This is a genomic window from Mesorhizobium sp. LNJC391B00, assembly GCF_000502535.1.
Lineage (GTDB): Bacteria > Pseudomonadota > Alphaproteobacteria > Rhizobiales > Rhizobiaceae > Mesorhizobium.
On record NZ_AYWI01000005.1, the window covers coordinates 62,854 to 87,945 of the forward strand.

At 63.6% G+C, this 25,092-nt stretch carries 19 protein-coding genes; 10 read left to right on the plus strand and 9 right to left on the minus strand.

Going from position 1 to position 25,092, the window contains the following annotated elements; translation table 11 throughout:
- The first annotated feature begins 20 nt into the window (after positions 1-20).
- Positions 21-1,982: an acetyl/propionyl/methylcrotonyl-CoA carboxylase subunit alpha gene (locus tag X750_RS150975; protein ID WP_023747479.1), complete on the plus strand. Its 1,962-nt coding sequence runs from the start codon at positions 21-23 to the stop codon at positions 1,980-1,982.
- A 66-nt stretch (positions 1,983-2,048) separates the two neighbouring features.
- Here the strand turns inward: X750_RS150975 and X750_RS150970 are convergent, their stop codons facing one another.
- Both X750_RS150970 and X750_RS150965 read right to left on the minus strand, forming a co-directional pair.
- Entirely contained in the window at positions 2,049-3,170 is a 1,122-nt protein-coding gene (locus X750_RS150970) for an ABC transporter substrate-binding protein (RefSeq protein WP_023687260.1), read from the minus strand.
- 386 nt (positions 3,171-3,556) lie between these two features.
- Positions 3,557-3,823 (minus strand): sel1 repeat family protein, encoded by a 267-nt coding sequence (locus X750_RS150965; RefSeq protein ID WP_023747480.1) that lies wholly within the window; start codon positions 3,821-3,823, stop codon positions 3,557-3,559.
- Between the two features lie 436 nt (positions 3,824-4,259).
- Between X750_RS150965 and X750_RS150960 the strand changes: the two genes are divergently transcribed.
- A complete protein-coding gene (locus X750_RS150960) occupies positions 4,260-4,601 on the plus strand; it encodes a DUF2147 domain-containing protein (protein WP_023687258.1) in 342 nt (113 codons plus the stop codon).
- Between the two features lie 136 nt (positions 4,602-4,737).
- On the opposite strand, the gene X750_RS1000000165775 is transcribed toward X750_RS150960, so the two are convergent.
- On the minus strand, positions 4,738-4,968 hold the full coding sequence (locus tag X750_RS1000000165775) for a hypothetical protein (RefSeq protein ID WP_156932391.1): 231 nt from the start codon (positions 4,966-4,968) through the stop codon (positions 4,738-4,740).
- Between the two features lie 51 nt (positions 4,969-5,019).
- Here X750_RS1000000165775 and X750_RS150955 point away from each other — a divergent pair, with 51 nt between their 5' ends.
- From X750_RS150955 to X750_RS150945, 3 genes are all read left to right on the plus strand, one after another.
- Positions 5,020-5,214: a hypothetical protein gene (locus X750_RS150955; RefSeq protein WP_023747481.1), complete on the plus strand. Its 195-nt coding sequence runs from the start codon at positions 5,020-5,022 to the stop codon at positions 5,212-5,214.
- A 277-nt stretch (positions 5,215-5,491) separates the two neighbouring features.
- On the plus strand, positions 5,492-6,952 hold the full coding sequence (locus X750_RS150950) for an AMP nucleosidase (protein WP_023731828.1): 1,461 nt from the start codon (positions 5,492-5,494) through the stop codon (positions 6,950-6,952).
- Between the two features lie 152 nt (positions 6,953-7,104).
- Positions 7,105-8,106: an endonuclease/exonuclease/phosphatase family protein gene (locus X750_RS150945; protein ID WP_245271837.1), complete on the plus strand. Its 1,002-nt coding sequence runs from the start codon at positions 7,105-7,107 to the stop codon at positions 8,104-8,106.
- A 25-nt stretch (positions 8,107-8,131) separates the two neighbouring features.
- Here the strand turns inward: X750_RS150945 and X750_RS150940 are convergent, their stop codons facing one another.
- Together X750_RS150940 and X750_RS150935 are read right to left on the minus strand one after the other, a co-directional pair.
- Positions 8,132-8,731 carry a DUF922 domain-containing protein gene (locus tag X750_RS150940; protein WP_023692824.1) on the minus strand — a complete coding sequence of 200 codons (600 nt, stop codon included), beginning with the start codon at positions 8,729-8,731 and terminating at the stop codon, positions 8,132-8,134.
- A 143-nt stretch (positions 8,732-8,874) separates the two neighbouring features.
- Complete coding sequence (locus X750_RS150935; protein WP_023747483.1) at positions 8,875-10,554, minus strand: electron transfer flavoprotein-ubiquinone oxidoreductase; 1,680 nt, start codon at positions 10,552-10,554, stop codon at positions 8,875-8,877.
- Between the two features lie 302 nt (positions 10,555-10,856).
- Between X750_RS150935 and X750_RS150930 the strand changes: the two genes are divergently transcribed.
- The 3 genes from X750_RS150930 (at position 10,857) to X750_RS150920 (ending at position 13,484) form a co-directional block, all read left to right on the plus strand.
- A complete protein-coding gene (locus X750_RS150930) occupies positions 10,857-11,411 on the plus strand; it encodes a hypothetical protein (RefSeq protein ID WP_023698594.1) in 555 nt (184 codons plus the stop codon).
- A gap of 141 nt (positions 11,412-11,552) precedes the next feature.
- Positions 11,553-12,431: a uracil-DNA glycosylase gene (locus X750_RS150925; RefSeq protein ID WP_023670194.1), complete on the plus strand. Its 879-nt coding sequence runs from the start codon at positions 11,553-11,555 to the stop codon at positions 12,429-12,431.
- A gap of 240 nt (positions 12,432-12,671) precedes the next feature.
- Positions 12,672-13,484, plus strand: a complete 813-nt coding sequence (locus tag X750_RS150920; RefSeq protein ID WP_023747484.1) for a helix-turn-helix transcriptional regulator — start codon at positions 12,672-12,674, stop codon at positions 13,482-13,484.
- 19 nt (positions 13,485-13,503) lie between these two features.
- On the opposite strand, the gene X750_RS150915 is transcribed toward X750_RS150920, so the two are convergent.
- Positions 13,504-14,406, minus strand: coding sequence for a DMT family transporter (locus X750_RS150915; RefSeq protein WP_084567145.1), 903 nt, complete (start codon positions 14,404-14,406; stop codon positions 13,504-13,506).
- 318 nt (positions 14,407-14,724) lie between these two features.
- On the opposite strand from X750_RS150915, the gene pepN reads away from it, so the two are divergent.
- On the plus strand, positions 14,725-17,364 hold the full coding sequence (gene pepN / locus X750_RS150910) for an aminopeptidase N (protein ID WP_023747486.1): 2,640 nt from the start codon (positions 14,725-14,727) through the stop codon (positions 17,362-17,364).
- Between the two features lie 310 nt (positions 17,365-17,674).
- On the plus strand, positions 17,675-19,996 hold the full coding sequence (locus X750_RS150905; protein WP_023702180.1) for a PAS domain-containing sensor histidine kinase: 2,322 nt from the start codon (positions 17,675-17,677) through the stop codon (positions 19,994-19,996).
- Between the two features lie 104 nt (positions 19,997-20,100).
- Here the strand turns inward: X750_RS150905 and X750_RS150900 are convergent, their stop codons facing one another.
- From X750_RS150900 to X750_RS150890, 3 genes are all read right to left on the minus strand, one after another.
- Positions 20,101-20,574 (minus strand): hypothetical protein, encoded by a 474-nt coding sequence (locus tag X750_RS150900; protein ID WP_023702181.1) that lies wholly within the window; start codon positions 20,572-20,574, stop codon positions 20,101-20,103.
- A gap of 64 nt (positions 20,575-20,638) precedes the next feature.
- Positions 20,639-23,605: a bifunctional [glutamine synthetase] adenylyltransferase/[glutamine synthetase]-adenylyl-L-tyrosine phosphorylase gene (locus X750_RS150895; RefSeq protein ID WP_031242861.1), complete on the minus strand. Its 2,967-nt coding sequence runs from the start codon at positions 23,603-23,605 to the stop codon at positions 20,639-20,641.
- Positions 23,605-25,080: a HAMP domain-containing sensor histidine kinase gene (locus X750_RS150890; protein ID WP_023747488.1), complete on the minus strand. Its 1,476-nt coding sequence runs from the start codon at positions 25,078-25,080 to the stop codon at positions 23,605-23,607. The genes X750_RS150895 and X750_RS150890 overlap by 1 nt, the downstream gene beginning before the upstream one ends.
- Positions 25,081-25,092 lie beyond the last annotated feature (12 nt).

Consider the following 25,092-nt stretch of genomic DNA (forward strand, 5'->3'; position numbering starts at 1 on the left):
AGACAAACCCGGGAGGCTCCATGTTCGCCAAGATCCTGATCGCCAATCGCGGCGAGATCGCCTGCCGGGTGATACGCACGGCCAGGAAGATGGGGGTGCGCACCGTTGCCGTCTATTCCGACGCGGACGCCAAGGCTCTGCATGTCGAAATGGCCGACGAGGCGGTGCATATCGGCGCTTCGCCCGTCGGTGAAAGCTATCTGCGCGGCGACAGGATTGTTGCGGCGGCGCTGGCGACCGGCGCCGAAGCAATTCACCCCGGCTATGGCTTCCTCTCGGAAAACCCCGATTTCGTCGACCAGGTGGTGGCGGCAGGGCTCACCTTCATCGGCCCGTCGGCCGCCTCGATCCGCGCCATGGGGCTGAAGGACGCGGCCAAGCGGCTGATGGAAAAGGCCGGCGTGCCGGTGGTGCCGGGCTATCATGGCGAGGCGCAGGAGATCGTGCTGCTGGCGTCCAAGGCGCGTGAGATCGGCTATCCCGTTCTGATCAAGGCGCGCGCCGGCGGTGGCGGCAAGGGCATGCGCCGGGTCGAACATCCCGACGATTTCTCCGAGGCGCTGTCGGGCGCACGGCGCGAGGCCAAGGCCGCGTTCGGCGACGACCGCGTGCTGGTCGAAAAATATGTCGACAAGCCGCGCCACATCGAGGTCCAGGTATTCGGCGACAATTTTGGCAATGCCGTGCATCTCTACGAGCGCGACTGCTCGGCGCAGCGCCGCCACCAAAAGGTGATCGAGGAAGCGCCGGCGCCCGGCATGACGCTGGCGCTGCGCGAGGCGATGACGGAAGCGGCGGTCAAGGCCGCCAAGGCGATCAGCTATTCCGGCGCCGGCACCATCGAATTCATCGTCGATGCCTCGCAAGGGCTGAAGGCCGACCGCTTCTGGTTCATGGAAATGAACACCCGCCTGCAGGTCGAGCATCCCGTCACCGAAATGGTCACCGGCACCGACCTGGTCGAGTGGCAGTTGCGGGTAGCCGCCGGCGAAAAGCTGCCGAAGACGCAGAGCGAAATCACGCTTTCCGGCCACGCCTTCGAGGCGCGCATCTATGCCGAGGACGCGGCGAAAGGGTTTCTGCCGGCGACCGGCACGCTGCATCACCTGGCGTTTCCCGACAACGCGCCCGAAGGCGCCAGCATGCGCATCGAGACCGGCGTGCGGGCCGGCGATGCGATCTCGCCCTTCTACGATCCGATGATTGCCAAGCTGGTCGTCCACGCCAAGGACAGGCAGGCGGCGCTCGATGCGCTCGGCACTGCGTTGTCGCAGACCGAGATTGCCGGCTCGACCGTCAACACCGCCTTTCTCGCGGCACTTGCCGCGGACGCCGATTTTTCGGCCGGTGATGTCGATACCGGCCTGATCGGCAGGCATCAGGAAGCGCTGACCGCGGTCGCCCCGCCGAGCTGCGGGATCGTTGCCGCGGCAGCCCTTGCAGCGGCCGGGGCCGGTGCCTTGCCGCCGTCGAACGATCCGTGGTCGTCGCTTGCCGGCTATGCGCATTTCCACAGCGTTGCGCGCCGCACGCGCCTGCGCCATGGCGAGGACGATATACTGGCGCGTGTTTCAGTGCGGCCGGACGGGCGCTTCGAGGTGGCGCTGGACGCGCCCTATGACAGCGTCAATTCGCATGATCTTCGCGCCGCCCTTCGCCTTGCCCGCTGGCCAGGCCACGTCACCGTGTTCGAAGGCGCGGTCGGCTACAGTTTCCTCGTCCCGGATCCGCTGGCGCGCACCGACGAGGCGGCCGCCGCTTCAGGCAGCCTGCGCGCGCCGATGCCGGGCCTGGTCAAGCTGGTGCGCGCGGCAAAGGGCGAAAGGGTGATCAAGGGCCAGCCGCTACTGATCCTGGAAGCGATGAAGATGGAGCACACGATCGCGGCCAGCCATGACGGCGTGATCGCCGAGATCGCCACCGAGGGCGCGCAGGTCACCGACGGAACGGTGCTGGTGCGCTTCGTTGAAGAGGCTGCATAGCCGGCTGGAGGCTTGAATGAAAAATGGCCGGGACAAGCCCGGCCATTGCCATGAGTACGCGGCCGCTTACTGCGCGATCGGTGCGTATTTGCCGTCGTGCCACTGGTTGATGTCGTAGCTGGCGTTCTTCAGATCGCCCTTCTCGTCGAAGGTCACGTCGCCGACCACGGTGCTGAACGGCGTGCCGTTCTTCAGCGCTTCGGCTACCTTGACCGGATCGTCCGTTCCGGCGCGCTTGACGCCCTCTGCAAACGCCTGAACGACGGCGTAGGAGAACAGCGTAAAGCCTTCCGGCACGAAGCCGCCCGCCTTGATCTTGGCGATGGCCTCCTTGGCTTCCGGCTTGGCCTGCGGGTCCGACGGGAAGACGAACAGGGTGCCTTCACCGGCGGGGCCGGCGACCTGCCAGAATTCTGGCGAGGCGATCGAATCCGGCATGATCAGCTGGAACTTGACGCTCTGCTCGGCCGACTGACGCAGGATAAGCCCGGCTTCCGGGTGATAGCCGCCGAAATAGACAACGTCGGCCTTGAGGTCCTTCAGCTTGGTGACGAGAGCCGAATAATCCTTCTCGCCGGCATTGATGCCTTCATAGTCGATCTCCTTTAGGCCACCGGCATTCATCGTCGCCTTCACGGCATCGGCAACGCCCTGACCGTAGGCGCTCTTGTCATGCAGGATAACGACATTCTTGCCGGCATATTTCTTGGCGATCCACGGGCCAATGAAGGCGCCCTGCGCGTCGTCACGCGTATAGAGACGCATGATCGTCGGCCAGCCGGCCTTGGCGGCGGCATCGGTCAGCTCGGGATTTGAAGAGGCCGGGCTCATCATCAGCGCGCCGGCCTCGGCGTAGACGGCGGAAGCCGGGATGCTCGAACCTGAACAGGCATGGCCGTCAATAAACTTGACGCTGTTGGCAACGATCCGGTTGGCCACCGAAACCGCCTGCTTGGGATCGCACTGGTCGTCCTCGATGTCGAGCTTGATCATCGAGCCGTTGACACCGCCGGCGGCGTTGATCGCGTCGGCGGCTGCCGTTGCGCCCTGCTTGAACTGGTCGCCGATCGTGGCGAGTTGTCCGGTCATCGGGCCGACCACCGAAATGGTGATGTCATCGGCAAAGGCAACCGGAGCGCTCATCATCAGGCCAAATACGGCCGCGCTCAAAATACCCGTTTTTTTCATGGTGATAGAACTCCTCCCACACTCGCGCAGCCGCTCTGGCCGCGCTTCTTTCCGAAGGCGGGACAATTTCATCCTTCATTGGGCCTGTCTAGGCGCATCGGCGCCGCTCGATTGGGCCTCATCAACGCAAAAAGCCACGCCAGCCTGTTCCGGCCGGTCGTGGCTTTTTGCTCGTAGCAGTCCCCATGCGCCCCCGCGCCACGAAAACCTGCCCGCCGTCCCCATTGTGCACGACTGGACCGTGCCGGCCTGCCGCGTTCTTGTTCTTTCATGGTCGGCCGTCTTGTCGCGGCCTTGTCGTTTCACCGGTTCCGACCGTCTTTGCGGTCTTGATCCCGGGGCTTCCCTGTTTTCGATAATCTGCCTGCGATAATCTGCTCGCGATCTCAGTGCATCGTCATCCATTCGCGGGCTTCGCGCAGCGCCTTGGCGATCTCGACCTTGGACATTGCGGCCGACAATTCCGAGCGCAGTTCCGCGGCGCGGACCGAGCCCTTGATGGCGGCGATGTTGAACCATTTGTGGGCGGCAACGACATCGATCTCGCAATCGCGGCCGGTCGCATACATCATGCCCAGTTCGAAAAGAATGTCGGCCTGGGCAGTTGCCCCCATGGCGCCGAAGCCGGCTTCAAGCATTTCAAAACGTGCCATTTTAGTCCCCTGTCTGGCTCCCGAGAGCGGGCCTCTTCTGTCCCCCGGTGTTCCCTGGGGAGCCGCTCTTTCGATGCTTCCGAGAATGAGGCCGAGCCTTGAATCCGTCGTTAAATGGCGTGCTTAATTTGGAGAAAACAAAGCTAAAACAAGAGGTAAACGCGGAAATTCGTTAAGGATACAAAGTCAGCAATCCCGCCGTTTCTCGACCGATTTGACGAAAATTTGCAAGGCGCCGATCAACACTCTGCTAACCACGCGAACCAAAGCCAACGCCTCGATCGTTTATTTCCACGGGCTGCACTCTCCCGACCCCGCATGAAAATTGCGAAACCTTCCGTCGCGGCACGCTTTTGTTTTGCCGGGAGCTGGATTAGCTTACGTTTGCGTAAGGGGCAGAGAGGCGGCTGCCCCATCTAAACCAGGGAGGACAGATATGTTTCGCAAAGTGAGCTTGGCCCTGGCGGCCGCCGTGATGATGGCTGGTGCGGCTTGGGCCGATCCGATCGAAGGCAATTGGAAGACACAAGCCGGCGACACAGCAGTTATCGGCGGCAGCGGTTCATTCTCCATCACCCTGAAGACCGGCAAATATGCCGGGAAGACCATCGGTTCGCTCAAGGCGGCCGGGGCCAACAAATATGCCGGCAACATCACCGATCCGGCAAACGACAAGACCTATTCGGGCAAGGCAACACTGTCGGGCACCTCGCTCAAGATGAGCGGCTGCGTGCTCGGCGGGCTGATCTGCAAGAGCCAGACCTGGCACAAGCTCTGATCTTGCTGCTTTGAGTTGACCAACGGGGCCTTCACAGGCCCCGTTTTCTTTTGCAGGACGGTCCGCGCCATAGCGACGACCGTGCCGTTTGCGGCGGCGCAAACCCGAACCGATGCGCTCCCTAAAACATCGTCAATCACTTTGAACCGTAGATGAACGCCGGCATCAGCGCCGGTTCAGTCGCATCAGGGCATTTTGATGGCGTGTTCAAGGAGACACCACGCAAATGCTCGCTCGCCGCTTCACCATCGTCTGCCTGTTGATGAGCCTGTTCGGGATGCTCTTCGCCATCCTCGTGGCCGAATCCGGCCGTCCGGCCCGTTCCTGGAATGCAGCCAGTTCCTGCCAATTCGATTGCATGAACCATTTTCGCCCCTGAGACGACAAAGACATAGATCCAAACAGAAAAGCAAAAGCCATGAACCGCATCGCCATCAACGCCCTCCAGACCCTTCGGCTCCTGCCGCGGGCGGCGCTCGTCCTGGTCGTGCTGTCGGCGCCGGTCCTGGCCATGCCAATGATGCGGGCCAATGCCGACACGACGATCGACGCGCCGGCGCCGAAGAAGCATGGCGTCGGCTTTGTCTTGCTGGTCAGTCTGCAGCGCGGGTAAGGTGTGCCGGTATTAAGGTGATGCTGGCCTGCAAGTGGCGGCCTTGGTGCTCACATGCTTCGAGTACGCTCCGCTCCGGTTCTCGAAGCCAACCAGTTTGGTCGCTTCGCGCCCGTCCTCGACTCCGGCTCAGCCTTACCTGAATCTCAGCACACCTTGGGCGTGGACGAATAAATCGACCACTTGGCGGCCACCCTCCCCTCCCAAGTGCGGCCTCAAGTCTCTATATTGAGCCATGGAAAAGCGAATCTACCCACAAGCTATCGAATCGGTCGTCATGCCGGAGCCTTTCGGCAAGCAGAGCTTCGACGACGCCAAAAAGGCCGTGGCCGCCTTGCAGGTGCTCTACGACCGCAACACCAAGTTTCTGCGCGACTCCTTTGCCACGCTTGCCGCCGGCGGCGACGAAAGCAAGCGCTACCGCGCCTTCTACCCGGAGATCGGCGTCACCACCAATTCGTTCACCCAGATCGACTCGCGCCAGGCCTACGGCCACATGCCGACCCCCGGGCATTTCTCGACCACCATCACCCAGCCGGTGCTGTTCGAACGCTATCTCGTAGAGCAGCTTCGCCTGATCATGCGCAATCACGGCGTGCCGGTAACGGTTTCGGAATCGACCACGCCGATCCCGCTGCATTTCGCGTTCCTTGAAGGAACCCATGTCGATGGCGCCGCCGCCGACCGCATCAAACGGCCGATCCGCGACCTGTTCGACGTGCCGGATCTCGACGGCACCGACGACCAGATCGCCAACGGCACCTTCGAGGTCGCGTTCGGCGAACCAAGGCCGCTGGCGCCGTTCACGGCGCAGCGCATCGACTATTCGCTGCACCGCATGACGCACTACACGGCGACCAGCCCGCAGCATTTCCAGAACTTCGTGCTGTTCACCAACTACCAGTTCTACATCGACGAGTTCGTCGCCCGAGCGCGGGCCCAGATGGCTGAAGGCGGCCACGGCTATACCGAATTCGTCGAACCGGGCAATGTCATCACCAAGGCAGGGCAAAACGCGCCCAGCGAAGGCGTGGCGGCGCCGCGCCTGCCTCAGATGCCAGCCTATCATCTGAAGAAGCCGAACCATGGCGGCATCACCATGGTCAACATCGGCGTCGGCCCGTCCAACGCCAAGACGATCACCGACCATGTCGCGGTGCTGCGGCCACATGCATGGCTGATGCTCGGCCATTGCGCCGGCCTGCGCAACACTCAGGCGCTGGGCGACTATGTGCTGGCGCATGCCTATGTCCGGGAAGACCATGTGCTGGACGATGACCTGCCGGTGTGGGTGCCGATACCGCCGCTGGCCGAGATCCAGGTGGCGCTGCAGGAGGCGGTCGCCGAAGTCACCGGACTTTCCGGCTACGATCTCAAGCGCATCATGCGCACCGGCACCGTCGCCACCATCGACAACCGCAACTGGGAACTGCGCGACCAGCGCGGACCGGTGCAGCGGCTGTCGCAGTCGCGCGCCATCGCGCTCGATATGGAATCGGCCACGATCGCCGCCAATGGCTTCCGCTTCCGCGTGCCCTACGGCACGCTGCTTTGCGTCTCCGACAAGCCGCTGCATGGCGAGTTGAAGCTGCCCGGCATGGCGACCGAATTCTACAAGCGGCAAGTGGCGCAGCATCTGACCATCGGCATCAAGGCGATGGAGAAGCTGGCGGAAATGCCGATGGAACGGTTGCATTCGCGCAAGCTGAGAAGCTTTTCGGAGACGGCCTTTCAGTAGACCGGCTTGCCGTAAATGTTTGCCGCGAGGCGTTTCGTCATCTTGATTGGGCCGCATTTCAGCCGATAAAGGCCTGATACCTCGGCAATGTATTACCCGGTCTATGGGCAAAACCCGGTCTGATGGCACGCGTGCGAAAGATGATGGCTTCAATGGCGTTCCTGGCAATGCTCGGCCTCTCGGCCGCGCTTGTAGCCGGGTTCTTTGGCGCACTGCATCCGGCCTTCGATTCCTTCGCCCATTTCCGCATCCATTTTGCCGTGCTGATGGGGCTGATTGCGCTGCCGCTGCTCGCCACCTCGTTTCGCCTGCAGGCGGGCGTGGGCCTGCTGCTGGCCGTGGCCGCCTTCGCCAGCACGTTGAGCACCTTGCCGCGCCTGTGGCCGGTGCAGGCCGCCAATGACGCCGCGCCCGGCAACGAACCGGTCTACCGGCTGCTGCAGATGAACCTGCGTTTCAACAATCCGACACCCAAGAAGGTTCTTTCGCTGATCGCCAGGACCAACCCAGACGTGATCACGCTCGACGAAGTATCGGCCATGTGGGCGACCGAACTCGGCTATATCCAGAACGCCTATCCCTATCGCATCCTGTGCGCCCATCCCGACGGCGTGTGGGGCGTGGCGCTTTTGTCCCGGCGACCTTTTGCGGCCGGCACCGAGCCGCATTGCGAACCGCGCGGCGCGATGGCGGCCGCCACCGTCGATTTCGGCGGCACTCCGGTCGATGTCGCGGCGATCCATTTGAGCTGGCCGTGGCCGAAGGAACAATACTGGCAGATCGGCGAGTTGACCGAGACGCTCACCTCGCTCGGCGAGACGGCGATCATGGCCGGCGACTGCAACGCCGTGCCGTGGAGCGCCGCGGTACGGCGCGTTGCCTCGCTCGGCGGACTGACCGTGATGCCGTCGGCCGGATCGACCTGGATCCACCGGACCCTGCCCGATTTCCTGCGGCGCTATGCGGGCCTGCCGATCGACCAGGTGTTTTCGAAGGGCGGGGTGACCATCCTGTCGTCGACGCAGATGGAAGCGACCGGCTCCGACCATCTGCCGGTGATGGTGGAATTTTCATTGATGCGCGACGAGACCAAGCCGGTCGACGAGGATTCTACCGCGACTGTGTCGCTGATCCAGCCCAGCATGGGCGGCTAGATCGTACGCCACGGGGCTTACGGTTTCACAAGCCTACCAAGGCCTCGATGATGCGCTCGACATGGCCGCCTTCACTGTGCTCGCGCGCGTCGAACGCGATCTGTTTTGCCTCGTAGAGCTTGGAAGTGGCTTGCAAGCGCCGCGTGGCTTCGACGCGCGTTTTGTTGCATTGCGGATCGTTGGCAAATTTCAGGCCGCGAACCGACCGCTCGGCAGCCTGCATCATCTGCCCGGCGATACGGCCATGGGTTCCTTCATGAGCGAGAACGCCTGTGAAAAACCGGTTCCAGCGTTTGCGCAGCGCCGGCGTGACGGCCGAGGCGACGCGCGGGTAGGTGTAGGCGATGTTGAGCGTTCCATTGGCCTGGCGCAGGCGGCAGACGCCGTTGACCTGACCCACGTCCAGGCTCCAGTCGGCGGTGTAGCTTGTCTGCGCGATGGCGTGGGTCATGAAACCGTGCTTGGGGCCCCTGCGGTTCATGGCGATAACCAGACCGGCACCTGTCGTGCCGGTGATGTCATAGGTTCGCGTCTTGACGACGGTTTTCACCCCCGCCGACGCCGTCCCGACGACGCCGCAGGCCGCGCTTATGACGGCGACGCAAAACAAGACCAACACGCGCATGCCATTTTCCCCATGGACGCGGCAATGAGACCACAAGCAGACGACGGTTTCAACAATCTTTGGCGCCGAGCGCCTTACATGCCTTGGTAAACCCGGCCATCGCCGCCATTTTTGCTGGTTGAGACGGCCCCGGTCGGTGAGGCTCACATGCCCTGATAGACCGGGCCTTCGCCGCCTTGTGGCGGCACCCAGTTGATGTTCTGGTTGGGATCCTTGATGTCGCAGGTCTTGCAGTGCACGCAGTTCTGCGCGTTGATGACGAAGCGCACATCCTTGGCAGACGGATCGGCGGCGGCGTTGCCGTCCTTGTCGACCCATTCGTAAACACCGGCCGGGCAATAGCGGGTCGAAGGCCCGGCAAAGACATCATGCTCGGAACGCTTCTGCAACTCCATGTCGCCGACGATGAGATGCACCGGCTCGTTTTCCTCGTGATTGGTGTTGGACAGGAACACCGAGGACAGGCGGTCGAAGGTCAGCACGCCGTCCGCTTTGGGATAGGCGATCTTCTTGTGCTTGGCCGCGGGCTCAAGCGTGGCATAATCGGCCTTGCCGTGCTTCAGCGTGCCGAAGGGCGAGAAGCCGAACAGCGTGTTCAGCCACATGTCGAGACCACCGAGGCCGACGCCGATAATGGTGCCGAAGCGCGACCAGAGCGGCTTGACGTTGCGGACCTTCTTCAAATCCTTGCCGATATCGGTCGCGCGCCAAGCGTCCTCATAAGAAGACAGCTCGTCATTGGCGCGGCCGGAGCCGATCGCTTGCGCGACATGCTCGGCCGCCAGCATGCCGGACAGCACCGCATTGTGCGAACCCTTGATGCGCGGCACGTTGACGAAGCCCGCCGCACACCCCATCAGCACGCCGCCGGGGAAGGAGAGTTTCGGCACCGACTGCCAGCCGCCTTCGGTAATGGCGCGCGCGCCATAGCCGATGCGCTTGGCGCCCTCGAAGGTGCGCGATATCGCCGGATGCGTCTTGAACCGTTGGAATTCCTCGAAGGGCGACAGCCAGGGGTTCTTGTAGTTGAGATGCAGGACGAAGCCGACCGCGACCTGGTTGTCCTCCAGGTGGTAGAGGAAGGAGCCGCCGCCTGTCTTCAGGTCGAGCGGCCAGCCGAAGGAGTGCTGCACCAGGCCCGGCCGGTGGTTCTCGGGCTTGACGTGCCACAGCTCCTTGAGGCCTATGCCGTACTTGCCGGGCTCACGGCCGTCGGACAGTTTGTATTTTGCGATCAGCTGCTTGGACAGCGAACCGCGCGCGCCCTCGCCGATCAGCACGTATTTGCCCATCAGCGCCATGCCCGGCGCAAAGCCCGGGCCATGTGTGCCGTCTTTTTCGACGCCCATGTCGCCGGTGATGACGCCCGTGACGGCGCCGGCATCGTTGTAGACGAGGCTGACGGCAGCAAAGCCCGGATAGATTTCGACGCCTAGCGCTTCAGCCTTGATTGCCAGCCAGCGGCAGACATTGCCGAGCGAGACGATGTAGTTGCCGTGATTGTTCATCAGCGGCGGCATCAGTATATTGGGCAGACGGAACGAGCCGGCGGGGCCGAGCACCAGGAAATCGTCGGCCGTAACCGGCGTCTTGAAGGGATGGCCATCTTCCTCGCGCCAGCCCGGCAACAGGCGGTCGATGCCTATGGGATCGACGACGGCGCCTGACAGAATGTGTGCACCAACCTCGCCGCCCTTTTCCAACACCACGACGGAAAGCTCGGGATTGACCTGCTTGAGACGGATCGCTGCGGCAAGGCCCGCCGGGCCGGCCCCGACGATGACCACGTCGAATTCCATGCTCTCGCGTTCGATCTCGCTCATCAACCCCTCCGCACTGGCCAACCGTTTCCGGCATTTTGCTGGCTCCTGCGCTGCATAGCGCATCAATCCGCGACAGGAAACCGGCGCTGACGTGACAATGCCGATTTCGACAAAAAGTCGCGGATGACAACTCTGCCGCAAGCGTTTTGCGCGCGGCCGCGCTCAGCGTCCCATATTTTAATTGTTCGACGGCTCTCTTATCGGCCATACTTATTTCCATGCGCACGCCGTCCGGCTATTCATTGACGCGCTTCCCCCTTCCGCCCGGCCGGACCTGCCGAGCGATCCTTCTCGCCCTTTCAATGCTTACGCCGGTTCGCGCTCAGGCCGAGCCGGTGAAGGTGTGGGCGACCGGCGCCTATTCCTTTTCCGACGAGCTTGGCGGTTTCCACATCACCGGCGCCTCGGGCACCGGCACCAAGGAAGATCCGTTGGTCATCTCCGAGGAGCTGAATTCGTCGACGCCGGTGACGCTCACCATCCGCACCACCAAACCGATCCAGCCGTTCAGCACCAACGGCGAATTCGCCAACGGCATCCTGTACATGCGTATCGAGGTGCTCAACAACAGCGGCCAGGCCTGGGTCGAATTCCAGTTCGAGCTGCAGGAGATACTCAACCAGCCGAGCGTGTTCGGCGACGGCCTGTCCTTCGACCAGCGTAACAAGACGCCCGACAATATCCTGTCGAGCGCGTACGCCGATTTCGACCGCGATTTCGAACCCTATGACCGGCTCTTGTTCAAGAGTGGACAGATCGACCCGCTGAAGAGGGGACGCTTCGAGTTTCTGATCACCGACTACACGCCGCGCTGGACGTTTTATCTGGTTCAGGATCCGCGGATTCCTACGGGGTAAGCGGCAGACGCCGTGAAAATCGCCACGAAATGCCCTTCGTGATTGGCGAAAGCCGACGAGCGCGTAGTCTCCCTCCTTGAGGGGGAGATTACTAACCGCCCAACCTTGCAAATCGTCTCTCGGCGGACGAATGTGCCCGGCATGACTGCCGCCTCCCCCAACAACCGATCCGACCTGGCCGAGTTGCTCGCCTTCTACGCCTCTGCCGGCGTCGACGAAGCGTTGGAGGACGCGCCGGTGAACCGGTTTGCCGGGGCAGCACCGAAGCGCCCCGAGCGCACAACGGCGCCTGCCGCGCCGCCTCGCGAAAACAAGTTTCCGGAACAAGCCGCCGCCAGCCCCGGGCTGGACGCAAGCCGGGTGCCGGACGCGCCGGCGCGTTCCGTTCCGGCCATGGCGACGGTGCCCGACGAGGCACAGGCGGCCCTGGCCCGGCAAATGGCGGCAAGTGCCTCGACGCTCGACGAACTGCGCCAGCACATGGCGTCGTTCGATGGCTGCAACCTCAAATTCACCGCCAAGAACCTGGTCTTTGCCGACGGCAATCCGGAAGGTTCGGTGATGTTGGTCGGCGAGGCGCCCGGCCGCGACGAGGATATTGAGGGCCTGCCCTTCGTCGGCCGCTCGGGCCGGCTGCTCGACCGCATGCTGGCGGCGATCGGGCTTGACCGGACTTCGGTCTATATCGCCAACGTCATTCCCTGGCGGCCACCCGGCAACCGCACGCCGACGCCGCACGAGACCGAAATCTGCCGTCCCTTCATCGAGCGGCAGATAGAGCTGGTCAATCCGAAGGTGCTGGTCAATCTCGGCGGCCCTTCGGCCAAAACCCTGCTCAACACTACCGAGGGCATCCTGCGCCTGCGCGGCAATTGGCAGGTGCACACGACGGTGTCGGGCACTGCCATTCCGGCCATGCCGACGTTGCACCCGGCCTATCTCTTGCGGACGCCGGCGCACAAGAAACTGGCGTGGCGGGATTTTCTCGAGGTGAAAGCGAAGTTGCGAGAGGTGGGCTAGCTAGCTGATCTCCCCCTTGAGGGCCCTTGGAGGGGGAGATGTCGCCGAAGGCGACTGTGGGGTCGTTGCGCGTGGAGCGCCAACGTCCATTTTCCGTAAGAAGGTCGCATCCCGTCGAACCGACCCCTTCTGGCCTGCCGGCCATCTCCCCCTCAAAGGGGGAGAATAGATTTCGCCTCGGCCTCCGCTATAACCTCCGACGTAATTGAAATCCCTCTCCCGCCGCCTTAATCCTGCCCGATGACAACAGTCCAAACCTCCGCCGGCAGCCTGATCCGCGAATGGCGCACGCGCCGGCGCATGAGCCAGCTTGATCTCGCAATGGAGGCTGAGATTTCCCAGCGTCATCTCTCCTTCGTCGAAAGCGGCCGCGCCGCGCCCTCGCGCGAGATGGTGCTGCATCTGGCCGAGCAGCTTGAGATTCCGCTGCGGCAGCGTAATCAGCTGTTGCTGGCTGCCGGCTTTGCGCCGAGCTTCAGCGAGCGGCCACTCACAGACAAGACGCTGGCGCCGGCGCTTGCCGCGGTCGAGACCGTGCTCAAGGGGCATGAACCGTTCCCCGCGCTCGCCGTCGACCGGCACTGGAACCTGAGTTCCGCCAATGCCGCCATCGGCCCGTTTCTGGCCGATGTTGCCGAGCCGTCGCTGCTCCAGCCGCCGGTCAATGTGCTGCGCCTCAGCCTGCACCCGAACGGCATCGCACCGCGCATCGTCAATCTCGCGGAATGGCGGGCGCATCTGCTGGAGCGGCTGAAACACCAGAACGATGCCGCCGGCGATCCCGTCCTGGTCGAGCTGGAGCGCGAATTGCGAACCTATCCGTCCGGGCTCAAGGGTGCGCGGCCGGTGCCGGTCGAGCCCAACGGCATCGTCCATCCGCTGCGGCTGGCGCATGGCGACCAGGTGCTGTCCTTCATCAGCACCATCACCGTCTTCGGCACGCCGCTTGACGTGACGCTGTCGGAACTGGCGATCGAGTCTTTCTTCCCGGCCGACGAGCAGACGCGAGCGGTGCTGGTGCGGCTGGCGAAGGAACGTGCGGAAGCTAACTGAGCCAACCCCGCGGACCTCCTCACCCCTGTGGTGGCGCTGCCTTGCGCGTTCGGGTGCGTTCCAGGCCGAGTTGGCGCTCGCGCCAGATGATGAACATGCCGGCGGCAACGACGATCACACCGCCGACGAGCGTGTTGATGGTGGCGATATCGCCAAAGGCGAAATAGCCGACGACGACACCGAGGATCATCGAGGTGTATTCGAACGGCGCCACCACCGAGGCCTCGGCGTGGCGATAGGCTGCCGTCATCAGGATCTGCGCCAGCCCGCCGCAGAAGCCTGCGGCGACCAGAAGGCCGGTCTGCAATAGCGTCAGCGCCTGCCAGCCGAAAGGCAGCGAAAACAGCGCCATGACGCTCGCCGTCGCCGAAAACCACAACACAATGGTCGCTGTCCGTTCGGTCTGAACCAGATTGCGCACGAGCAGGATGGCATTGGCGGAGATTGCCGCTGAGAAGAGAGCAGCGATGACGCCCAGCACCTCCTGGTCGCCGAGTGCGGCGCCCGACGTGAGCAGCGTCAGTTCCGGCCAGGAGATGATCAGCACGCCGACGAGACCAACCGCGACCGCGCTCCAGCGATAGATGCGGATGGCCTCGCCGAGGAAAAGCGAGGAGAACACCACCACCAGCAACGGCTGCGCATAGTTCAGCGTAATCGCCTCCGGCAGCGGCAGCCGGGTCAGCGCGAAGAAGCCGAGCCCCATGGCGCAAACGCCGACGACACCGCGCGCAATGTGGTTCAGCGGACGTTTGGTGGCAAACGCCGTACCCAGTTTTCTCCTGAAGGCCAGGAAGATAATGATCGGGAAGATGGCGAAGAAGGAGCGAAAGAAGACGATCTGGCCGGCCGGCAAGGTGCCGGCTGCCTTGATGCAGGTTTGCATGCCGACGAAGACCGCCACCGAGATCACCTTGAGCATGATCCCGGTCAGCACACGCCCTGGATGATCGGACAGTTTCCCTGCCGCCTCGTCTCTCGGCCCTAAAGTCACGCCTCCGCCGCTTCCCGAATCGTTGCCCAGATATGTGTCGTAGGACGCAGCACAGAGGCACCCATGCCGAATTTCGGTGTGACGACGGTCATCAAGGCCTCGCGATGAAGATGGAAGGGGAACGCCCCGAAATAGGCATTGGCGCAGTTTTGTCGAGTGGCCGTTTCGTGTAAAGAGCGCGCAACTTTAGATTTAATGGGCCAGGACACGTCAGCGGCTCCGATAGCGACAGGGAAACCCAAGGGAATGCGAACCGATACCGGCCAGGTCTTCAAGCTCGAAGACTACCGCCCCAACGACTTTTCCATCCCGCAAACCGGCCTCACCTTCCGCCTTTCGCCAGACGCAACGCGTGTCACCACAGTGCTGACGATCGAACGCCGCGATGGCGCCGCCGCCTCGACGTCGCTGGTGCTGGACGGCGACGGGCTGGTGCTCAAGCGCATTGCCATCGACGGTCGCGAGCTTGCCCCGGCCGAGTATCTCGCCACGCCGGACCAGCTGACCATTTTGAGGCCGCCGGCCCGTTTCCAGCTGCTGCTCGAGACCGAGATCGCGCCGGCCAGCAATGAGGCGCTGATGGGCCTCTACCGCTCCAGCAATGTCTATTGCACGCAATGCGAGGCCGAGGGCTTTCGCCACATCACCTATTTCCTCGACCGCCCCGACATCCTGTCGGTCTATACCGTGCGTATCGAGGCGAGGCTGGACGAAGCGCCGCTGTTGCTTTCCAACGGCAATCCGGTCGAAAGCGGCGCGCTTGCCGACGGCTGGCACTTTGCAGTCTGGCACGACCCCTTCCCCAAGCCGTCCTATCTGTTTGCGCTGGTGGCCGGCAATCTCGGCAAGGTTGCGGACAGTTTCGTCACCATGTCCGGGCGCGAGGTCGAACTCGGCATCTATGTCGAGCCAGGCAAGGAGGGGCTTGCCGGCTACGCCATGGACGCGCTCAAGCGCTCGATGCAATGGGACGAGCAGGCGTTCGGCCGCGAATACGACCTCGACGTCTTCAACATCGTCGCCGTTTCCGACTTCAACATGGGGGCCATGGAGAACAAGGGTCTCAATATCTTCAACGACAAGTATGTGCTGGCCGACCGGGAAACCGCCACCGACGCCGATTTCGCCAATATCGAGGCGATCATCGCGCATGAGTATTTCCACAACTGGACCGGCAACAGGATCACCTGCCGCGACTGGTTCCAGCTCTGCCTTAAGGAAGGGCTGACGGTCTTTCGCGACCATGAATTCTCCGCCGACCAGCGCTCGCGTGCGGTCAAGCGCATCGCCGAAGTGCGCACGCTCAGGGCGCACCAGTTCCCCGAGGACCAGGGACCGCTGGCGCATCCGGTACGGCCGCGCCGCTACCGCGAGATCAACAATTTCTACACGGCGACGGTCTACGAAAAAGGCTCGGAAGTCGTGCGCATGATCCGCACGATTCTCGGGGCCGAGGCTTTCCGCGCCGGCATGGACCTCTATTTCGAGCGCCATGATGGCGAGGCCGCGACGATCGAGGACTTCCTGAAGGTGTTCGAGGACGGCTCCGGGCGCGACCTGTCTCAGTTCGCGCTCTGGTATCACCAGGCAGGCACGCCGAACCTGACCGTCAGTTCGACGCATAATCCGGCGACGCGCGAGTTTACGCTCGAGATCGAGCAGTCGGTGCCACCGACACCGTCGGAGAGCCGCAAGCGCCTGATGCACATTCCGCTCGCCTTCGGCTTGGTCGGCGCGGGCGGTGAGCCGGTCGCCTATGAAGGCGTCGAGGGAGCCACCGTCGAGGACGGCGTTATCCACATCCGCAAGCGCCGTCACATGGTGCGCTTCTCAGGCGTCGCCGAGCGGCCGGCGGTGTCGCTGAACCGTGGCTTTTCGGCGCCGATCACGCTTTCGGTCGAGCAGAAGGCCGACGACCAGTTCTTCCTCGCTGGCCATGACAGAGATGCCTTCGCGCGCTGGCAGGCGTTCAACACGCTGCTCACCGATGCGCTGATAGCGGCCTTCCGCCAGATCCTCGGCGGCGCGAAACCGGTTTTCACCGCCAGGCTGACCGGACTTGCCGGCAAGATCGCCGGCGACGAGACGCTGGAGCCTGCCTACCGGGCGCTGGCGCTGTCGCTTCCCGGCGAGGCCGACATTGCCCGCGACATCGGCACGAACATCGATCCCGACGCCATCTTTGCCGCTCGCCAAGCACTGGCGCTGGCAATCGCGCGCGCCAATCAGCAAACGTTCACCGACCTATACGGCCGCCTCGCCGGCGACGGGCCGTTCAGCCCCGACGCGGCAAGTGCGGGACGCCGCGCGCTGCGCAACATCCTGCTCGACTACCTCTCGCTGCTGCCGAAAGGTGCTGCGCTCGCCGCCCGGCATTTCGAAACCGCGACCAACATGACCGACCGCGCCGCAGCGCTGACCGTCCTTGCGCACCGCCATGACGGTTCGCCGGAGGCGATCAAGGCGCTGGCCGATTTCGAGGCCCGTTATGGCGCCGATCCGCTGGTCATGGACAAATGGTTCCAGATCCAGGCCAGCGTGCCGGGACCCCGGACAGTCGACACGGTACGCGAGCTGACTGGTCACGCAGCTTTCTCGATGGCCAATCCGAACCGGGTGCGCTCGCTGGTCGGCACATTCGCCAGCGCCAACCAGACCGGCTTCCACCGCGCCGATGGCGAAGGCTACCGGTTTTTTACCCAGACCGTACTCGAGGTTGAAAAACGCAATCCGCAAGTGGCGGCCAGGCTGGCGACAGCGCTGCGCTCGTGGCGCTCGCTGGAGCCGGGCAGGCAAGCCAAGGCCAGGGAAGCGCTGCTGGCCATCGCCGGTGCCGAGAACCTGTCGGCGGATTTGCGGGACATTGTGGAGCGAACGCTGGCCTGATCCCTCCCCCTTGAGGGGACGGTGGACAGCCGCCGAAGGCGGATGGACGGGTGGGGTCGTTGCGGCAGTGCGCGACCTCGACCAACTTCGACCGTGATTGAGAGAGTCGAGCGCTTCGCCGAGGACCCCACCCGGCCCTTCGGGCCACCCTCCCCTCAAGGGGAGGGATTTCAGCGTTATTTCAATGAATTTTTAATGTTTTTCGGCCGCGCCTCTGGACAAGGCGAATCACCTTTGATTCTTTACAGACGATTCGGATGTGCGGTGTTGCCGAATCGTCAAGCGTACGGAAATTCGGGGAGTGCCATTTATGGCCAAGGCGGACGCGTGGGGCGCGCCCGAAGGGACGGCTTTTGAGCGGCGCAAGGCGCGAGGCGACGGCCTCGCCGGCAATACGCGGCTCATCGCTGAACCAGCCTACCGGCGGCTCCTGGCTGCCGAACCCCTTCTGCGCCGTTCGATACCGGCTCTCATCATCATCTTCCTGATCGTCATCGCCGCACTGCGCGTGCTGTCGCTGATGAACGAGCGCGACGAGGCCGAGCGCGACGGCAAGGCGGTGCTAGGTCTCGCCGCCGGCCAGATGGCGAACGCAATCTCGGCCGACCCGACCGCGGCATCCAGCGGTGCAATTGATCTTCTGGAAAGCACGAGCCGCCAGGGCGCCATGGGCAGAAGCCATGTGCTTGTGATCACCGACAGCGCCTTCAAGATCATTGCCGTGTCGCCGCTGTCGACCGGCTGGCAAGGGCGATCGCTGGACAGCCTGGTGCTGGACGGCCAGCCGCTGTTCATGTTCGGCGACCGCGCCGGGGTCATGGATGTCAGCATCGGCGGCCAGGACTGGTACGCGGCGGTGAGCCTGACCCGGGACCGCAAGTACGCCGCCGCCGTGCTGGTGCCGCAGGAAGCGGCGTTCGACAACTGGCGCAAGACCGTCTCGCTCAACGTCACGCTGTTTGTGCTGACAGCCGGCGTGCTGATCATCATCCTCTACGCCTATTTCGGCCAGGCATCGCGCGCCCAGACAGCCGACCGCATCTATCTCGAAGCCCATCAGCGCATCGACATGGCGCTGGTTCGCGGTCGCTGCGGCCTGTGGGACTGGGACATGGTGCGCGGCAAGATGTACTGGTCGCGCTCGATGTACGACATGCTGGGCTACGAGCCCTGCAACTCGATGCTGTCGTTCGGCGAGGTCGACGACATCATCCACCCCGAGGACGGCGACCTGTTCGAGCTGGCCAACAAAATCGTCGAGCGCGAGATCGACCATATCGACCAGGTGTTCCGGATGCGTCACGCCGACGGCCAGTGGGTGTGGATGCGCGCCAGGGCCCAGGTGATCGACCCGGAAGCGCCTGAGATCCAGCTGATCGGCATTGCCGTCGACGTCACCGAGCAGCGGCATCTGGCGCTGCGCTCGGAGGCGGCCGACCTGCGCCTGCGGACCGCGATCGAAAACATCAACGAATCCTTCGTGCTGTGGGATGCCGCCCAGCGCCTGATCATGTGCAATTCCAAATACCAGAAGGACAACGGCCTGTCGGACCGCGACGTCATGCCGGGCGCTGCGCGCGCCGTGCTTGAAGAGCGCATGCTGGCCTTCGCCTCTGAACGGCGGCTGGCCAACACCAACGGGCCGCAAGGGGGCGCAACCTTCGAGCGGCAGCTCTCCGACGGCCGCTGGCTGCAGGTCAACGAACTGAGGACCCGGGACGGCGGCACGGTCTCCGTCGGCTCCGACATCACCCAGATCAAGCTGCACCAGGAAAAGCTGGTCGACAGCGAGCGCCGGCTGATGGCGACCATCCACGACCTCAGCCTCGCCCGCCGGGCCGAGGAAGAGCGCGCCAAGGAACTGGTCGAGCTCAACCGCGAATATATGAAGGAAACCGAGCGCGCCGAGGCCGCCAATCGGGCCAAATCCGAATTCCTAGCCAACATGTCGCACGAGCTGCGCACGCCGCTCAACGCCATCATCGGGTTCTCCGAACTGATGGAACAAGGCCTGTTCGGGCCGCTCGGTTCGCCGCGCTACGAGGAATATGCCAACGACATCAACGGCAGCGGCAAATATCTGCTCGGCGTCATCAACGACATACTCGATATGTCGAAGATCGAAGCCGGCCAATTCTCGGTGGACCGCGAGGAAATCGATCTCTGCCCGCTGATCCGCGAGACGGTGCGGGTGATCTCGCTGCAGGCGGCGGAGAAATCGATCACGGTCGAAACCCGCATCGCCGATACGATGACGCTGTTCGCCGACCGCCGGGCGATCAAGCAGATCGCCATCAATCTGCTGTCGAATGCGGTGAAGTTCACCGGTCAGGGCGGCCATATCTCGGTGCGCGCCCGCAACACGTCAGGCGCGCTGGTGCTGACCATCGAGGACAATGGCTGCGGCATTCCGAAGGAGGCACTGAGCAAGCTTGGCCGCCCCTTCGAACAGGTGCAGAACCAGTTTTCGAAGAACCACGCCGGCTCCGGCCTCGGCCTTGCCATCTCGCGCTCGCTGGCCGAGCTGCAGGGCGGCGCGCTGAAAATCCGCTCGACCGAAGGCGTCGGCACGATCGTGTCGGTGCGCATTCCGGTGAAGAAGCCGGCGCTGGCGGTGAAGGCGGCGGCCTGACGGCCCGCCAATGCGAGCGGTGCTCTCCGCCGCGTTCAAGGACTGAGTAGCCCCGGTCATGTAAGGGCTCCGGCGGCTTTCGCCGCCGGAGACATATCGCCATTTCACTCCATGCTGTCGTCGCCGCCGTCCCATTGGTGGTGGCGGCCCATGCGGCCTTTCTTTGGCAGTTCGTTGCGCTCGATCTTGCCGTCATTGTTGCGGTCGAGCATGGCGAACACCTTCTTCTCGCGCCCGGTGATGTCGTCCGTGGTCAGCGTGCCGTCGCCCTTGCTGTCGTAGCGGGCAACTATGCGCTTGGCCATTTCCTCGAACCGCGCCTTCTCCAGCGCGTCGGCGAGCTGGGCGACTGTCAGCTTGCCGCCATTATCGGCGACCAGCTTCTTCAGCCGCGCGTTCATGGCGTCGGAAAACTGGTCGAAGCTGATGGTGCCGTTGGAATCCTTCATCGCCTTGTCGAGGCGCATCATCGCGCCCTCGCGCATTCTGGCGCTGGCATTGTTCTCGGCATAGGCGGTGGTGCCAACGGCGCCGGCAAGCGCGACAAAGGCAAGGGCAAGTCCGGTTGTCTTTCTCATGGGTATCTCCTGTTGCATCGTCACCCCCGATGCGATCCGAAACAGCCGCCAACGCTTCACGCCCTCACGACCGTTTCGTACGAAGCAAAAGGTTGAAATCCTTTCTGACCTTTTGCGACGTTTCCTTGAGATGTGCTTCCAGCACACCGAAATCCGGCAGGTCAGTCACCGCCAGAAGCAGATCCGACAATCCCGGCGGAACGTCATCGCGTTCGAATGCACCGGTGAGGCAAAGCCGCGTCATCTGGGTCAGCGCCAGATAGAGTTGGTAGGCTTCGCAAAGCTGCTGCCTGACGTCAGCCTCGGCGAAATCCGGCGACAGATGCGCCAGGATTTCGCCGGTCGCGGTCACCCTGCGGCCGGCTTCGACCTGCCCGGTTATAACCGCCACCTGCGCGATGAATTCGAGGTCGATGAGGCCGCCGGAGATGAGCTTGATGTCCCAGAGATCGCGCGGCGATTTTTCCTTCTCGATCAGCGCGCGCATCTCGGATGCCTCCGCCCTCACCTTGGCGGCGTCGCGCGGCAAGGCCAGAAGTGCCGCCACCTCGGCCTCGACCTCGGCGCAAAGGGCAGCGTCACCGCCGATGGCGCGAGCCCTTGCCAAAGCCATGTGCTCCCAGGTCCAGGCCTCCTGGCGCTGGTATTTCTTGAAGGCGTCGATATGGGTCGCCACCGGCCCCTTGTTGCCGGATGGCCGCAAGCGCAGGTCGAGTTCGTAGAGAACGCCCTCGGCGGTCGGCGCCGAGACAGCCGCGATCAGCCGCTGCGTCATCCTGGTGTAGTAGTGCGACGGTGCGAGCGGCTTGTCGCCGTCGGACTCGTCGGCATCCGGGTCGTGATCGTAAAGCAGGATAAGGTCGACGTCCGAACCCGCCGTCAATTCGCGGCTGCCGAGCTTACCCATGCCGAGCAGCGAAACCGTGCCGCCGGCGATACCGCCGTGGCGCAGCGCGAATTCGGTGGTCACCGCCTGCAATGCGGCGTCGATGGTGAGGTCGGCGAGATCGGAAAAGGCGCGGCCGGCGCGCGCCGGGTCGATCGAGCCGGCGAGCAGCCTGACACCGATCAGGAATTTCTGCTCGGAGGCAAAGATGCGCAGCCGGTCAAGCACATCCTCGTAGGGCCTGTCGCCATCGATGAAAGCGGCCAACCGCGCTGAGAGATAGGCGCGGTTGGGCAGTTCGGCGAGCAGCGCCGGGTCGAGCAGACCGTCGAAGACATGCGGGCGCCTTGTGATGATTGCCGCCAGCCGAGGCGCGGCGCCCATGATCGTCGCCATTAGTTTCAGCAGGGCGGGATTCGACTGCAGCAGCGAAAACAGCTGGATGCCGGCGGGCAGGCCGGCGAGGAATTCGTCGAAGCGAACCAGCGCCTCGTCGGCCCGGCGCGTCTGGCCGAAGGCTTTGAGCAGCGCCGGCGTCAGTTCGGTCAGCCGCTCGCGCGCTTCCGCAGACTGGGTGACGCGGTAGCGGCCGAAATGCCAGCCTCGAATCACGCGGCAGATGTCGCTTGGCCGCTGGAAGCCAAGGCCGTGCAAGGTCTGCAGCGTGTCGGGATCGTCGACATCGCCGGTGAAGACCAGATTGCCGACGCCGGCCGACAATTCAGGCGCGGTCTCGAACAGCGCGGCGTAATGGCGCTCGACCTCATGCAAAGCCGCGCGAAAGGTTTCGGCAAATCTGGCGGCATCGGCAAAGCCCAGCATATGGGCGATGCGTTTCAGCCCTTCATCATCGTCGGGCAGAATATGCGTCTGCTCGTCGGCGACCATCTGGATGGCGTGTTCGACGCGGCGCAGAAACCAATATTGCTGCGTGAGCGCGTCGCGTGCATCGGCGGTGATCCAGTTGCGCGCCGCCAGCGCACCCAGCATCGGCACCGTCTCGCGCCCGCGCAGCTCCGGAAAACGGCCGCCGGCGATCAGTTGCTGGGTCTGGACGAAGAATTCGATTTCGCGAATGCCGCCGCGGCCGAGCTTGACGTTGTGTCCTTTGACCGCGATCTCGCCATGACCCTTGTGGGCATGGATCTGGCGCTTGATCGAATGAACGTCGGCGATCGCCGCATAGTCCATGTATTTGCGCCAGACATAGGGCTGCAATTCCCGCAGGAACGCGTCCCCGGCATCGAGATCGCCGGCCACGGGACGCGCCTTGATCATGGCGGCGCGCTCCCAGTTCTGGCCGCGCGCCTCATAGTAGCGAAGTGCTGCCTCGACCGGGATCGCCAGCGGCGTCGAGCCTGGATCGGGACGAAGCCTCAAATCGGTGCGGAAGACATAGCCGTGCCCGGTGCGGTCCTGCAGGATGCGGACCAGCCTGCGGGTCAGGCGCGCAAACAGCTCTGTGGCGTCGAGCGGATCGACGATTGCCGGCGCATCCGGATCGAAGAAGACGACGAGGTCGATGTCGGAGGAGAAATTCAGTTCATGCGCGCCAAGCTTGCCCATGCCGAGCACGATCCAGCCGGATTGCCGTGACGGATTTTCGGGATCGGGCAATTTGAGCTTGCCTTGGCTGTGCGCCTCGCGCAGCAGGAAGTCGACCGCCGCACAGGTGCAGGCATCGGCGAGATTGCTGAGGCGCCTTACCGTCAGCGCGGCATCGGCCTCGCCGGAGAGGTCTGCAAGTGCGATCAGGAAGTGAGCTTCACCCTTCCACTGCCTGAGTTCCATCATCAGGCTGGATTCGGAAACGGTCTCGGAAAAGGCGGCCTTGCCGATCGCTTCGGCGATGGCGAGCAGCCGAGCCTCGACACTGCCATCGAACAGCGCGTCGAGGATTTGCGGCCGGCGGCGCGCGACATCGCGGAGGAAGGGCGAGAGGTCGAAGACGGCAGCGAGAAACTCCTGTGCGGCGCCCTTGCCCCCTAGGAATTTCGCCAGCCGCGACAGGTTCTCGTCCTTGGCATCGCCAGCGATCTCCGACAGTTCACGCCGGGCGCGGGCCTCATCCAGCGGCGCGAGCTGCGCCGCCAGTTGCAGGCGCCATTCGGTCTCGATCCGTTTCGCAGCCATCCTCACCGCCATCAATGGTCCTCCCGCGCCGGGAAGCTCATGATAACGGACAATCCGGGATTGGCAGGCAGAAGTTCAAGCCGGCCACTGTGAAAAGTCATGATCGCCTTGGCGAGGCTGAGACCAAGGCCTGATCCCGGCTGCGAGCGGCTCTTTTCCAGCCGCACGAAGCGCTCGGTCGCCCTGGCGCGGTCGGCATCGTCGGGGATGCCATGGCCATTGTCGGCAACGGAAAGCCGGATTTCATGACCGACACGCTGCAGGGCCACCCGCACGGCGGGCTTTTCAGCCGCGTCGGTCGAGTATTTGATGGCGTTGTCGACGATGTTCGACAGCGCCTGGCCGATCAGCTCGCGGTTGCCATCGACGGAAAAATCCCCGTCCGCGGCAGTTTCAAGCACCACGCCAGCCTCCTCCGCCACCGGCTCATAAAGCTCGACAACGTCATGCACTGCGGCGGCGAGATCGACCTTGCTGGTGCTCTCCGAGGAATAGCCGGCCTCCAGCCTGGAGATCATCAGGATGGCGTTGAAGGTTTTTATAAGCTGGTCGGATTCGGCGATGGCGCCTTCGAGCGCCTGCCGGTAATCGATGGTTTTGTGCTTGCCCGAAAGGGTGGCCTCGGCGCGGTTGCGCAGCCTGGTCAGCGGCGTCTTCAAATCATGCGCGATGTTGTCGGAGACCTGCTTCAGCCCTTCGTTCAGCGTCGCGATCCTGGCCAGCATGGTGTTGAGGTTTTCCGACAGGCGGTCGAACTCGTCGCCGGCGCCGGTCACCGGCAGCCGTCCCGTGAGATCGCCGCCCATGATGCGGCGGCTTGCCTCCGAGACGCTGTCGATGCGCTTCAGCGCGGCGCGGCCGACAAGGAACCAGATCAGCAGCCCGCCCAGGCCCATCATGCCCAGCGCCAGCATCAGCGCGCGGCGGACGACGGCGCGGAAGCGCTCGGGCTCGCCGAGATCGCGGCCGACAAGCATGATCATCTGGTTGGGCAGCCGCAGCACCAGCGCGATGGCGTTGTGGCCCTTCTCGCCCTCGGACTGAATTTCGGTCTCGCCGGGCTGCGCGCCATTCGGGTCAGAAGCCTGGTTGCGCTGCCGTTCAAGCTCACCTTCGCCGAAACGGCGATAGGAGAAGGGCTCGGTCGTCCAGCCATCGGTCTCGAGCACCCCCGGTGCCAGGCTCTGCACGTTGCCGGTGAGGATCTGGCCGTTGACATCGGCAATGAGATAGAGGTTGGCGCCGGGCTGGCGCGAGCGCTGCTCGACGACGCGCACCAGCCGCGGCAGGCCGCCGCTCTGATAGGCACGGGCGAGGCCGAGCACCTCGTCATTGATGGTCTGCTGGGTCTGGCCGGTCAGCATGCGGGCCGACAACGACGTCATGTAGAAGACCAGCAACACGGCACATAGCGCGAAAAGCAGGAAATAAAGCGCTGAAAGCCGCGCCGCCGTCGTCCTCATGATGGCCGGCAGGGAAAGGGCCATCGAGTTCTAGCT